Annotated in this window: 12 protein-coding genes and 2 pseudogenes; 5 read left to right on the top strand and 9 right to left on the bottom strand. The window is 66.0% G+C overall.

Annotated features, from left to right (window positions below; all coding sequences use genetic code 11):
• Positions 1-152: 152 nt before the first annotated feature.
• On the bottom strand, positions 153-914 hold the full coding sequence (locus tag AB0I34_RS33795; RefSeq protein WP_360452994.1) for an META domain-containing protein: 762 nt from the start codon (positions 912-914) through the stop codon (positions 153-155).
• Between the two features lie 288 nt (positions 915-1202).
• Positions 1203-2036 carry an aminoglycoside phosphotransferase family protein gene (locus tag AB0I34_RS33800; RefSeq protein WP_360452996.1) on the bottom strand — a complete coding sequence of 278 codons (834 nt, stop codon included), beginning with the start codon at positions 2034-2036 and terminating at the stop codon, positions 1203-1205.
• A gap of 810 nt (positions 2037-2846) precedes the next feature.
• Here AB0I34_RS33800 and AB0I34_RS33805 point away from each other — a divergent pair.
• Together AB0I34_RS33805 and AB0I34_RS33810 are read left to right on the top strand one after the other, a co-directional pair.
• A complete protein-coding gene (locus tag AB0I34_RS33805) occupies positions 2847-3452 on the top strand; it encodes an ALF repeat-containing protein (RefSeq protein WP_360452998.1) in 606 nt (201 codons plus the stop codon).
• 69 nt (positions 3453-3521) lie between these two features.
• Positions 3522-4350 (top strand): annotated as a pseudogene (locus AB0I34_RS33810) (leucine zipper domain-containing protein).
• A gap of 60 nt (positions 4351-4410) precedes the next feature.
• Here the strand turns inward: AB0I34_RS33810 and AB0I34_RS33815 are convergent.
• Positions 4411-4872 carry a hypothetical protein gene (locus AB0I34_RS33815; RefSeq protein WP_360453000.1) on the bottom strand — a complete coding sequence of 154 codons (462 nt, stop codon included), beginning with the start codon at positions 4870-4872 and terminating at the stop codon, positions 4411-4413.
• Positions 4873-5328: 456 nt separating this feature from the next.
• Between AB0I34_RS33815 and AB0I34_RS33820 the strand changes: the two genes are divergently transcribed.
• Positions 5329-5775 carry a hypothetical protein gene (locus AB0I34_RS33820; RefSeq protein WP_360453002.1) on the top strand — a complete coding sequence of 149 codons (447 nt, stop codon included), beginning with the start codon at positions 5329-5331 and terminating at the stop codon, positions 5773-5775.
• Between the two features lie 322 nt (positions 5776-6097).
• Here the strand turns inward: AB0I34_RS33820 and AB0I34_RS33825 are convergent, their stop codons facing one another.
• Positions 6098-6646 carry a hypothetical protein gene (locus AB0I34_RS33825; RefSeq protein ID WP_360453004.1) on the bottom strand — a complete coding sequence of 183 codons (549 nt, stop codon included), beginning with the start codon at positions 6644-6646 and terminating at the stop codon, positions 6098-6100.
• A gap of 279 nt (positions 6647-6925) precedes the next feature.
• Here AB0I34_RS33825 and AB0I34_RS33830 point away from each other — a divergent pair, with 279 nt between their 5' ends.
• On the top strand, positions 6926-7207 hold the full coding sequence (locus AB0I34_RS33830; RefSeq protein ID WP_360453005.1) for a hypothetical protein: 282 nt from the start codon (positions 6926-6928) through the stop codon (positions 7205-7207).
• A 111-nt stretch (positions 7208-7318) separates the two neighbouring features.
• On the opposite strand, the gene AB0I34_RS33835 is transcribed toward AB0I34_RS33830, so the two are convergent.
• The 3 genes from AB0I34_RS33835 to AB0I34_RS33845 form a co-directional block, all read right to left on the bottom strand.
• Complete coding sequence (locus AB0I34_RS33835; protein ID WP_360453007.1) at positions 7319-7846, bottom strand: DinB family protein; 528 nt, start codon at positions 7844-7846, stop codon at positions 7319-7321.
• Positions 7847-8340: 494 nt separating this feature from the next.
• Positions 8341-8751: an SgcJ/EcaC family oxidoreductase gene (locus AB0I34_RS33840; protein ID WP_360453009.1), complete on the bottom strand. Its 411-nt coding sequence runs from the start codon at positions 8749-8751 to the stop codon at positions 8341-8343.
• Between the two features lie 208 nt (positions 8752-8959).
• Positions 8960-9922: a sigma-70 family RNA polymerase sigma factor gene (locus AB0I34_RS33845; RefSeq protein WP_360453011.1), complete on the bottom strand. Its 963-nt coding sequence runs from the start codon at positions 9920-9922 to the stop codon at positions 8960-8962.
• Positions 9923-10194: 272 nt separating this feature from the next.
• Between AB0I34_RS33845 and AB0I34_RS33850 the strand changes: the two genes are divergently transcribed.
• Positions 10195-10713, top strand: a complete 519-nt coding sequence (locus AB0I34_RS33850; protein ID WP_360453180.1) for a hypothetical protein — start codon at positions 10195-10197, stop codon at positions 10711-10713.
• Between the two features lie 37 nt (positions 10714-10750).
• Here the strand turns inward: AB0I34_RS33850 and AB0I34_RS33855 are convergent.
• Positions 10751-11692, bottom strand: a pseudogene (locus tag AB0I34_RS33855) (MFS transporter); the annotation flags it as partial.
• Between the two features lie 116 nt (positions 11693-11808).
• The gene (locus AB0I34_RS33860; protein ID WP_360453013.1) at positions 11809-12513 is read right to left on the bottom strand and encodes a VOC family protein; all 705 of its coding nucleotides are present in this window, start codon (positions 12511-12513) and stop codon (positions 11809-11811) included.
• Positions 12514-12685: the final 172 nt, after the last annotated feature.

The raw sequence follows: 12685 nt of genomic DNA on the forward strand, positions 1-12685 counted from the left end.
GTCGATCGAATGGATCGCCCAACGTTCGAAACCACCCACCCCACGGATAGCCAACAAATCCCACCACCAGCCCGAGGCCAACGAACCCCGCCGACCCGCCTGGGCGTAGAGCCACGACCTACCCAGATACAGGCGTAGGCCTTCAGCCCGGCTTAGGGGACGGCGGTGAGGTCGAGGCCGGTCCCGGCGGGGGTCAGCAGGGTTAGACGGTTGTAGTCGATGGTGTAGGTCACCCTGGCGCCAAGCGTGGTCAGGATCGCGGTCTCCACCTCGGCAGTTTCGCCTGTGCATGCGTGGTCGGTGGTGGTGACGCCGGTGAAGGTCAGCTCTGTTCTGGTGCGGGTGACGGTGCCGGAGAGTTCGTTGCAACCGGTCCAGCCGGTCAGTCGCCCACCGTCAAAGGTGATCCACGCCTCCTCGGCCCCATGGTGGTACTGGCGGAGATGGCCGTCCTTGATGATGACGGTGTCCACCTTCCACCTGGGCCCGTCGAGCGGGAAGTCGGGTTCGGCGATCTTCCTGTCCAGCAGAGTGATCGCCGTACCGGCCGATGCGAGGGTGAGCTGGCCGTGGTTCAGATGCCAGCTGGGTTGGCTGACCAGGAACTTGGTCAGCCATTCGTCCTGGGCCATGAGTGGCGGTTCGCAGCGCTGCTGGGTGACGAAGTATCCGTCGATCCACAACCTGCCGTCGGCCAGCAGCTCACCGGCTGCGGCAGAGGCGCCGAACTGGTTGCACCCGGCGTACGCCCCGAGGCAGTGGTACACGCGCGGACCCTCTTCGTTCGGGTTGGGCTGCTCGGCGAACTCCAGCCGGATGCGTGTGTTCGGGACCAGGTCCTTGGGATTGCCGTCCTCCGTCACCGCGGTGGACAGATAGGTCTTGCCCATCGGTGAACTAGTCGATCCGCCCACGCTCGGCTCCTCTCCACATCCGGTAGGCCCGGGGCGGCCGGACTTGTAGTCCTGCCGTGGCCCCGCGGGCGCCTCGCTCACCGGGTCCCGGCCGGCTCAGGATTCAGCCTACGATCGATCGCCTCGGCCAACGCTCCGTCGTCAACCGGGCCGCCTGCCGATGAGCACACCGGCCAGGGTCGCCTCGTGACATTCAGTCCGTTGGTGCGGCCTACGTCGTTGACGGCGGTCGGCACCGGGTAGATCTCCAGCCCGGACGCGGGGATCAGTGCCTTGATCCCGTCCGCGTCACGCCTGGGGATCCGGGTCGAGTTGGCTCAAGGCATCGAGCGCGGCGTTCATCATCTCCTGTGCCTTTGTTTCTCCGTAGATCCTGGCGGCGAAGGCGAGGTACTTGATGTTGACCCAAACGACCGCGAGCAGATAGGCGCTGCTCCAGCCTGGGTCGGTGTCGAGGCGTCGGCCGGTGAGGCGGCGCCAGGTGTCGACATAGGTCCGGTACCCGCTGCTCGCCGGCCCGCCGAGGTTCGCGATGTCGAGGGCAGGTGCGCCGACGAGCGCGCCGCCCCAGTCGATGATGTGGCCCTTGTGACTCTCGTCAACGAGAACGTTGTTCCGATGAACGTCACCGTGGAGGAGCGTCCGAGGCAGATGGTCGAGAGGGATGGTGATGCGGGGATCGTGTTGCAGTGCAGCAACTTGCGGGATCAGCTCGTCCGGCACGGGTCGATGGAGCGCGGCGAGTCGCTGCATCGAGATGTCGCACTTGGCTCGCCACCAGGTCGCATCAACGACCGGCACCGACTCGGGTGGCGCTGCGTCGAGGTAGTGAAGGTGGACCCTGGCCAGCGTCTCGATCGCATTCGAGGGGAGGCTGGTCTCGTCCGCTGCTGGCGTCGCCTCGTAGAACGCGGTCATCAGGTACGGACCCGACTCGTTGGTGCCGGTCTCGATGATCTCCGGCACGGCATCGGCGCCGGCCACGCTCGCCGCTGCGTGCATCGCCGAGATCTCGAGCTGTGAGGTCTGCTTCAGCAGAACCGTTCGCTCGGTCCGTCGCCCGGACCGGGTCAGAGCAACCTGAAGGCGGAACTTCGGCGCGTCACTGAAACCGCCGGTCACCGGCTGAGAAGAGACGATTTCGACTTCCGATCTCGGACCATGTGACGTCATCGCCATAGTCGTTGACCCTAGCCGAGCCGTGGTCCGCCACCTGTCGCACGCGGGTCGGCCGTCGAGTGCAGACGAATTCTGACGGGGTGCCCAGTGTTCGGTTCGCTGCGGTGCCTGGTGGGTGTGTTGCGGCGCCGGTCTGCGTGGTGCCGACGGGGTCTTGCGGACGGGCGGCGGCGTGATGGCGAGGTTCGCAGCGGAGCTGGCTGGCCTGGTGAACCTCGAGCTGGCCAGGGACGGTCCGTCGGCCGCTGACCGACCAGTCCCGGCACTGTCATGAAGCCCGGTGCGCGGACCGGCCAAGGCCGACCGGAGCATGGGCCGCCGCGGGCGGGAGACGCAGATCACGTGCGGGTGGGCTCACAGGTTGCCAGGCTGTTTCGTCTACTGAGCGTCAGACGAGCCGAGTCTCGACGTGAGGAATGCGAGTGAAACTCAGAAGCCAACCCTGGCCGCCGTGGCCGCTTCTGCGCTCACGACCCTTCCGGCTCGAAGAAAGTGGCAACGAGATCCGGAAGGCAAGGGGAGTGCTTCATGTTTCGAGACATCGGCGCCTACGTTGACGGCGACAACAACAAGGCCGAGTTTCCTCGGGACGGATGACCCCGAGGGCGGCTATGAGGTCCTGTTCTGGGACTGAAGGAGTCGCGTTCTGCAGCTCGGCGCCTGGCGATATTTCACTTGCCGAGGCATCGATTTCCTGTCAATGATCGCCGAGAGGGTTCTCGTGCTCTCAACGCTTACAAGGAAGGTCAACAAGTGAGACGAACCAAGGTTGCATTGGCTGTCGCGGCAATCGCCTTGACGCCGGCGCTTCTGATAACCACCCCTGCGTCTGCCGCCGACTCGGTCGGCGCCCCCACTGCTTGCCAGGCGCCCACGGACACGTTCGTCGTGACCACGCCGGTGGACGAGATGTCCGACGACGATGTGCGGGTCACGATCCTGCGCATTATCGGCGACCCGAGCACGGGCAGCGCGGTCGAAGCCGCCGCGCAGAAGGCCATGGACGGGACCATCGAGGACCAGCGCAACTTTCTGACGACCGACCGCTGGACGGCCCAAGCCGAGGACGACAAGGTCGCCGTCGCCACCACCCTCCACTTTGCCATCGTGTACAACGACCGCGGCGTCAGCAAGGCGGCGCAGCAGGCCCTCAACGACGGCACACCGACTGTCGTGCGCGCCTTCCTGGAGACCGGCTGCCGCCTCGCCCAGTTCGAAGACGACAGGGTCGCCATCTTCCGAATTCTCGCCGATCCGACCACCAGCGCAGCGGTCCGTGCGGCGGCAGAGCAGGCCCTCGACGAGGGTACGCCGGAAGCGGCGCGGTACTTCCTGGAGCACGGCCAGTTCGAGGTCTAGCCGTACTCGGTCATGAGGTTGGTGGCCGGGGATCGGGGGTTGACGTGAGGAGAACCTCCGGTTGGGCGAGTGGCTTGCCGAAGGCCCACTGGCAACCGGAGGTCCTCGTGCCCCACGAGTAGTGCGCGGCTGACTGTTCATGGTCGGCGGCTGATTGTTGAGCGGCATCGTGCCGGCTGGAAGCAGGCGCACATCGCGGCGGCGATGGGGGTGTCGCGTAAGTGTGTGAAGACCTGGATCGACCGGTTCGCCGTCGAGGGGGTGACACGGCTCTGCAGGATCGGTCATCGCGACCGCACATGACGCCGCGGCGTACCAGCACCGAGATCGAGCAGCAGGTGGTGGAGTTGCGTCGTACGGCGCGGCGAGGGCAGGACTGGATCGGGCCGGAGCTCGGTGTGGCGCCGCGGACGGTGGCCCGGATCCTGCGTCGTCACCAGGTGCCGTGCTTGCGCGAGTGTGACCCGATGACCGGCGAGGTGATTCGGGCGTCCAAGACCACCGCTGTGCGGTACGACGGTGGCGGTTCGAAGGCCAAGGGCCGCGAGCACGGACAGACCGCGCAACAGAAGCGCCAAGATCGGTTACGACTACATCCACTCCCTGGTCGATGACCAGTCCCGGTTCGCTTACTCCGAGGTCTTACCCGGCGAGAAGGGCACCACCTGCGCGGCGTACCTGCTCCGCGCCGCGCAGGCGTTCACCCGGGCCGGCATCCCCACCGTCGAGCGCTACAACCGCACCCTCACCAGCGAATGGGCCAACCGGCACCCCTTCACCACCAACACCGCCCGAACAGCAGCCCTTGCACCCTGGCTCGAGCGCTACAACAATCAACGCCGCCACACCCGCACTCGGAGGCCAACCACCTATCAACCGCGTGCCACCAACCTCATGACCGAGTACGAGGTGGCGTCGAGGGCAGCCTGCCGGAGGCGGCTCCGGTGGCGTGTGTCGGTCACCCGTTGATGTAGAACTCTTTCCCGTAGTGGTAAGACCCCGGGAGCGGGCCCAGCCAGATGTCGATATAGATCCAGGCATCGTATGGAAGGTCGTGGGAGCCGCCATCCGACTGCTGGGCGTGGACGCATGTTCCGTTCCCGCCCGAGGCGGTCAGGGTGTAGCGAGTGTTGTATTGACCGGACGCACTATGGGTGGCGACGTTCATCCTGGGCGCCAATCCATCGGCTGCCGTGTCGCACAGATAGAACTTGTCGCCGTATTCCTCGATGCACACCGTGCCCCCGTTTGCGGAGTCTGTGGTGGTCCAGACGTGGTCCCATATCCCGGCGCCCTTGCAGTAGGTGGGGGCCGCCGGCGCTGACGACGCAGCAGAGGCTGTGGGCACGACAGCGAACACTGCGACACATGTCATCAGCGCGGTCGCGATCGCACCGAACTTCCTCGACAGTGACTTCATGGATGCATGTTCCTAACATGATTGAGTGAGTTGTTATCACTGAATCTAACAAAGTGACCTAGATGTTGGCCTCAGGTTTTTGCCAGGCGCAGAACCGCTCCGAGAACGGCGCTCCCGGATGGCATCCGCTGCTGCTTCGATTCGGTGCTGGTCAGCGCGGGCGATGGCCGCGAGCAGGGTGAGGGCCTGGCGGCGCACGGCGTGCTCGACCAGTTCGTGCTGGCGACGCGCGGCATAGTAAATCGACGCACCTGCAGACGTCGGATTCCCGTGTAGCCAGCCACCACCAGCCTGTCCCTTCGTGACTCGAGTGGACTCTGATTGACGCGATTTCATCGCACGACCCATTGCACGCACGGCGCCTGCTGGCATGGGCCCGGCCGCCGGCGATCAGCTCGTTCGGCATCTCGGCATCTCGGCATCTCGGCATCTCGGCGTACGCCGTCTGCCTCTACGATGCCGCTTCAGCGCAGCCGAAGCACTCCGAGCCCAGCCGGCAAACTAGTCGCCAACGGCAACAGCCAGGGCACCACCCCAGCCAGACTCAAACCCGGACAGGTCGCCCTTGCATTCATCTACTTCGAGATGGGCGGCAACCCTCCGCCCCGGAACGCCAAGTCCATCTTCACAGCGCAACGCGCCGCGCCGGGCACGGAGTCGTTCGATTCGGCAGACATCAAGGTGACCGAGGCAGAGCGATCTGGCCAGCGGCTAGTCGGAACCGCGGAGAACACGAACAGCAAGGAGTTGGAAGGCCCGTACGGCGAGCTGCTCTCTGAACATGGCACATACGCGGCACCGGACGGGCCGCTTGCAGCGAACGGTTCTGTGTCGTACTCGATTGACCTCTACGGCCAGCCATGCCCAACGTTCCTTGTCGGCTCGACCGCCTACTTCAAGTAGGCGAACAGCTATGTGGATCCCTCAAACGCGCGCAGGGTCATTCGCTGTCCACAGCGGGAAGCATCAGCGGACGATTAGCTCTTTGATCGCGCGTGCACCGATGGCGTGTGCACCCTGATGCTTCAAGTCTGCGGTCGACGGGCCGTCGCACGACACCACCGCCAGTCAGGGCCGGGCCGACATCCGATCCTGCGGATGAAAGCCCGCACGCGATGGCATGAACTCTGCCATCTTGAGGCGTCGGGAGTACCGCCGCCGACGGCCCGCAACGGTCTGATTCGCGATGTTCCTCGGTGGTCTTGCGCCGGTCTGGGATCAGCGCTCAGCGCGCCTGGTAATCGGACTCGATTCGGCCGAGCCAGGTGACCGTCTCGCGTGGGCTGCGGAGTTGGATGACGGTTAGGTGTGCCCACAACGGGTCCTGTGTGCGAGCGGTCAGCTGGTCATGTCTGATCCGGGTGAGACGCCACGCCCTTCGGATTGGATGATTTGGGCGAAGCCACCAGCATGGCGTTTCGCGGTGGCCGTGCCACAGTTCCTCGCGGGTGATGATGCGCCGCAGCGACCGCTTGATGGCACGCCACAGGACAACGCGCCGCGGGTAGTCGAGCCAGATAAGCGTGTCGGCGCGGGACCACAGCAGGGCGGTGACCTCTGGCGGAGCCTCGGAGCTGGCCGGTGAACCCTGCGAGTCGAACAGCCACTCGTCGCCGGCGACGATTCGCTCGATGTCGCTCACAAAGGTGGGTGACATGCGCAGGTCAGGCCCGAGGTACAAGCCGTCCAAATGGTGAAACGGCAGGCCGAGGACCGGCGCGAGCCGCCGGGCCAGTGTCGTCTTGCCGGATCCTCCGATGCCGGCGATCAGCACTCTGCGCATGACGACAGTCAACCTCGATCAGCGGCTGAACCTGTCGGCTCCGGGGTGTGTCGCGAGGAACCACCAGCGGCAGACGAGTCCACGTCCGGGGTTTGGTTCAGGCTCGACACTGACTTCATCCAGCCGACGAGCACCGCGACCTCCGACGACCTCGCCCGGTCCCAATCGACGCCAAGAACCCACAGCAGCCGAAACCAGCGCAACAGATCGAAGCTGTAGCCGGCGGCATGTCAACGGACTTGCGTCGCCGTTGTGCCACATATCGGTGAAGTGCGCGTTGCCGAGATAGGCCGAACACCGCCGTTCGTTGTCGTCGATCGTGAGGGTTCGGAGGTCGAGCCGGCCGTCCGGTACCTGCGGGATCTGGCCCCAAGTGACGTCAGCCCGTTGACCTGTCGTAGCTACGGTTTCGACCTGTTGCGGTGGTTCCGCCTGCTGTGGGTACTGAGGGTCGGTTGGGACCAGGCGCCGTCCTCCGAGGTCGCCGTCCTGGTCGGCTGGATGCGGTTGTCGCCGAATCCTCCAGTACTGCAGGCCACTGGGGCGGGTTAGCCTCCGACAAGCGAGCCTTTCACCGAACCACTTATCTGAGACGGTGCTGGCTGGCGGTGGGTCAAGGACATCTCGCGCTCGTCCGGCGGGTCGTGTCCAGTTGGGGAACGCCTATCGGGCGCTGGGTGCGGATAGCGGATCGGTTAGGAGGTCCAAATGGCCGACATGGCATGCGGTCTCTTCCAGCATGTGCACCATCACCCAGCGAAGCGTCACGGGACCCTTGCCGAATGATGGCCGGGGCGCGGTCGTGTCGAGGCTAGGAAGTTGACTTGCGACGCGGCGGCTGCGCGAGCACGCGGCACGGTAGAGCTCGACGATCTCCCCGACGGTGTCGTCGGCCGCGGACTCGAAGTCCCACTCCGGCTGCGTGTCGAACGGCGCGGACGCCCAGGGCTCGGGCAGATCTCCGCCGCCGACACGCGCGATGAACCAGTGGTCCTCCATGTGCGCGAGATGCTTCACCACAGCACCTGGTGTCAGATCGGTTGCCGGCAGGGACTTGGTTCGCGCCTGCTCGTCCGTCAGCCTCCCGAATCGGGTGAGCGCCCGATGGCGATACTGATCAAGAAACTGGCTGAGGGTGGTTCGCTCGTCAGCGTCGAGGTCGGGGTAGAACTGTGCTTCGTCCACGGACATCTAGGCGTTGATCCTTCCGTGATGGTTCTGGGTGGCAGCGCCGGAATCAGACGCGGTCGGTCTTAACGTATGGCAGGCCGAGCTCGGCGTTCGTTGCGAGGCCGCTCGCCAACTGAGGCATCCCAGCGGGAACGGTTTGCCCGTCTGTCCGGTGGTGGATCCTCTTGCGGGCAGCTGTTGATCATGGCGTGCCACGGCAACGTCCGCGAGTACAACGTGGCAGCACGTCGCGGTGGAATCTCGGTGCTGCTGGCAACCGTCTCTGCCTGCCGGTTGATGACATTCTCGTCGGCGCCGGCGAGAAGCTGTTCGGGCCGACGGATTTGCTCGTCCGCCTGCGGTGCGCCTCCGTTGTCCAGACCGGCGCCGCGTCACTGGCGAGCTACGGCCAAGCGTCGTAGTGCTGGCGGAGGAGCTTCAGGACCAGGCACGTCGCCGCCACCGGCACTCTGATCCGGGCGCCGGTGGCGGCGAGCTCTCTTACAGGGAAGGGGTCATTGCCCAGGCGCCAGTACCGGGCTGTTGTGGTAGGCGGCGATCAGCCACTGGCCGTCGCGCTTCTCGAAAACCCAGGTCGCGTTCACCTTGCCGGTGTCCGGAACCTCGGTCTGGCCGGGGAACAGGATGCCGGATTCGCTGATGACGATCGCCGCGTCCCTGCCGACGAAGCGGAGGCTGAGCTGCTTGTTGGAGGTCGAGCTGCCCTTGAGTGGCCCCGCGAAGGCCAGAGCCATGTTCTCGCGGATTACGTCTCGGCTGTCGCGGAGCGAGCCGGTCATGATGGCGGTCGCGTCCGTGGCGTAGTTCGCGACCATGCCGGCGGCGTCGCCAGCCTCCCATGCCTTGTAGGAGTCAACCAGTACGGCCTGGATGGCGGCCTCGTCTGCCGGACGACTGTGTGACATCGGGTTCTCCCTTGTGAGCGGTTCGCTCGGGGTATTCCGGCGAACTCGGGAATACATACCGTCGGCAGGCCCGGAACTCATCGCGTCCGCACAGAAAAGTTGGTGAGGCGTACTGATCGACGGTTCCCGTGGCGCCTGCCGGCGCCCGTGCCGGCCCACAAGCTCAGCCACACTCCAGGCGGGCGCCGACGCCCGACGTTGACAGTCCCTAGTCGTCGAGTCTGGCCGCCAGGCCGAAGGTTGCGAAGACCTCGGAATCTTGGAACACCGAATTCCGGCTGATGCCGGCGGCGGTGACCGTGAAGATCTGGAGCGTGTGCAGCTCGTAACCGCCACCGACGCGCTGGTATGCGGCGAAACCGGGCTGGCCGTTGGCGGCGACGATCTTCAGCTGCCAGTCCGTTCCGGCCTTCGCGAAGACCCATTCCATGAACAGGCCGTAGTTGGCGGGGCCGGTGAACCAGTTGAGCATCGGCGGCATCTCCATGAGCACGTCCTCGGTGAGCAGCCGCTTGAGCCCCTCGATGTCTGCGTTCATGAATGCTTTCATGTAACGCTCGACCCAGGCTCGCTGCTCGGCCTCGGGTGGCTCGCTGACATTTTCCCGCTGGATCCCGATCTCCTTCAGCCGGGTACGGGCCCGCTGTAGGGAACTGTTCACCGACACGACGGTGGTGCCGAGGATCTCCGCCGCCTCGGCCGCGGAGAAGCTGAGCACGTCACGCAGGATCAGCGCACCGCGCTGACGCGCCGACAGGTGCTGCAGGGCGGCGGCGAACGCCAGACGCAGACTGCCGCGGTCGATCACGGCCCCGGCCGGATCACCGCCGGTCAGCAAGGAGTCAGGCAACGGCTGAAGCCAGGGCACGTTGTCTCCCAGGACCAGCGGCGCGAGCGGTTCCGACTCGGCCACCAACCCCGACGGCAATGGCCGACGGCCATGGCCCTTCAACGCGGTCAGGCAGGCGTTCGTCGCGATCCGGTAGAGCCAGGTCCGTAGGGAACTACGGGACTCGTCGTACTGCTCCCGCGCACGCCATGCCCTCAGGTACGTGTCCTGCACCAAGTCCTCAGCGTCGTGAACCGTGCCGAGCATCCGGTAGCAGTACGCCAGCAACTCCGAACGGAACGGTTCGACCAGCCGATCGAAGCCCTCTACGTTCGTCGTCACGTCCACGCCCCTTCTCTGCTCCGATCAAGATCACCATGCTCGAGCGACTGTAGCCGTGAGTACCGACAGCGCTTGTGGTGGTGAGAGCGGAGGACGCGCCGGCCGGGCCTCCGGCTGCCGGCCGCCGTTGAGGAGCCGTGGAGGACGACGGACACGGTCCGCAGCTGGTGGCAGACGAGGTCGTCGCGGGGTCGAGGACGAGTGAAGTGGCGGCGAGCGCGTCCCACCAGAACATGATGTCGAGCGCTGGCGTACGCGGGCAGACTGAAGGTATGCGGTACGTCGAGTTGCGCCGCCACACGGAGAACGATGGTGATCGCCTGACGCCGAGGGGCGTGGCGGAGGCCGAGGCGATCGGTGGCCTGCTGCGGCCGCCGTATGCGGCGTTCGTCTCGACCGGAGCGGTTCGTTGCACCGAGATGTTGAAGATCCTGCGGGCCGCGGCCGATCAGGACGGCGTACCGATCGTGGAGGCGATCGGCCTGCGGTCCTTGGTCGAGGACCGGTGGCGCGACGCCGTCAAGGCTGCGGGCAAGGGTGCGGATGTCGAGGCTGTCCGTGATGTCGATCCGGATCTGGTCGAGCGGGAGTCGTTGCTGCTGGGTACGGCGTTGCGGCAGGTGGTGGACGCGCTTCCGGAGGGCGGCAGGGCCCTCGTGGTCGGGCATAGCCCGACGAACGAGGCTGCTGTGCTGGGACTGACCGGTCGAGCGATACCGCCTTTGGGGAAGGGCGAAGGAGTCCTGCTGATCGAGGACAGCGGGACCTTCCGGCTCGAACCACTCGCCTGAGCATCGCCAGCGACCGGTCGGTCCCGACCTCGGCACGCGTCTGGGCGGGCGCGATCCGGGTGAGGTCGTCTTGCGCGGCGAGGAGCGCGAGGCCGTGCCCGGCCCTGGCCAGTAGCGCACCGAGGATCAGTAGTGCTGGTGCGTGCAGGGGAGCGGTAAGGACGAGCGTGAGCAGTCCGGTTGCCAGCAACAACAACCCGCCGGCCTGGGCTTGGCGCGGTGGCGTTCCGTGGCGGATGTGTAGCTGGGTGACGCAGGGCGAGCCGAGCATGATCGAGGTGATCAGCGCGAGCAATGCCACGTTGTGGGTGTGCAGTACGAGCTTGCCGGCGTACGACGGAATGTTCGAGAGGAACAGCCCGGCGGCGACTGCCCATGCCGCTGCCGCTGTGAGTCCTACCCGGAGGAAGTCGGCGCGGGTGTCACGAGGCACACTCGGCCACCGGATTCGCCAGCCGTTGCGGGTTCTCGGGCCGGTTTCGGGTACGGCGCGAACGAGTACGGCGGCGGTTGCACAGGGCATCATTCCGGCGACGAACGGGAGGATGTGTGGTGCGGGTGCCCACTGCGCCAGCAGTCCGGAGACCAGTACGCCGGCCGCCGAGCCGCCGGACTGGGCCAGTGTGGCCAACAGCGCTGCCTGGCGTGGGTCCTGGTCCGCAACGAGCTCGACCAAGCCGGCCGTCGCGGCGCCGCTCATCATCCCTTGGCCCAGGCCCTGTGTGGCACGTGCCGCGAACAGCCATCCGGTGCCGAGAGCGACCGCGAACAGGGCCAGCGCCAGGAATGAGATCGCGAGCCCCATGGTGATCACCCTGCGCCTGCCCCATTGGCCGGAGACTTGTCCGAACAGCAGGAGGGACGGGATCAGCACCAGCGCGTAGACCGCGAAGATCAACGCCAGCACGGCGGTGGAGAAGCCGAACCGCGTGCTGTAGTCCGCATACAGCGGTGTGGCGAGGTTGGCGCTGAACAGCATCGACGCGAATGCGCCTGCGACCACCAGCACGCGCAGCCGACGGGCATGCCTACCGCTGAGAGACAGGGTTTAGTCAACTAGCCGCGTCGCGATCGTCCGCGCCGGTGGCTTGAGACTCAGGCTGTGTGAAGGCTGAATTCGGTGCTGTTTGGGTCGGCCATTTCGACGCGGTCAGCCCGGTCGGCAAGACGGGTCGCACCGAGTGAGACCAGTCGTTCCGCCTCGCTGATGGGGTCCGCGGTGACCAGGTCGAAGCGCTGCCGGTTCCTTGCGTTCTTGGGTCGGATCGGCGGTCCGCCCCATGAGTCCCATGAGATCTTGGTGCCGCCGAGCGGCGACTGGACCGCGGTCTGCTCGTTCTTGTCCAGCACCAGCGGCCAGCCCAGCGCGTCGCGCCAGAATAGGCCGACGTCTCGTGTTCCGTCACAGGTGACCTCGCCGAGGTAGCCGGTGCCGGCCAGATAGTTGTTGCCCGGCTCGATCACACACAGCTCGTTGCCGCCAGGGTCGGCCAGTACGACGAACTTGTCGTCGGGTCCTTGGCCCACGTCAATGTGGCGGCCGCCCAGGCGCAGCGCTGTCTCGACGGTTCGCTGCTGGTGTTCAAGGCTGGTGCTGGTCAGGTGCAGATGCAGCTGTCGCGGGCCAACCTGCAAGGTGTCGGAGGTGACGAAGCGGAGCCCGACCTGCGTGTTGTCACCTGGTACCAACGCGCCGTCGGGCTCGGTGAGGACCTCTCGGTCGAGCAGCCCGGCCCAGAAGGCCGCCACCGCGGTCGCGTCGGCCACGTCGAAGACCACTGCTTCCAGTCGTAGAGCCACCTCTGCACCCTAGGAGGGGCTCGTGGCCCTGGCGACTGGTTTGCGCAGAGATCGAATAGGCTGCCCCGGTCTCCGATGGTGACGTGGTCGTCGTGGGTGCCCTTGCCAGGAACGCGTAGCTTGAGAAAATCGAGAGCCCCAACTGAGCCCTGGTCCGGCCAGCGTGCCCCAG

This window comes from Kribbella sp. NPDC050281 (assembly GCF_040655855.1).
Classification (GTDB): Bacteria; Actinomycetota; Actinomycetes; order Propionibacteriales; family Kribbellaceae; genus Kribbella.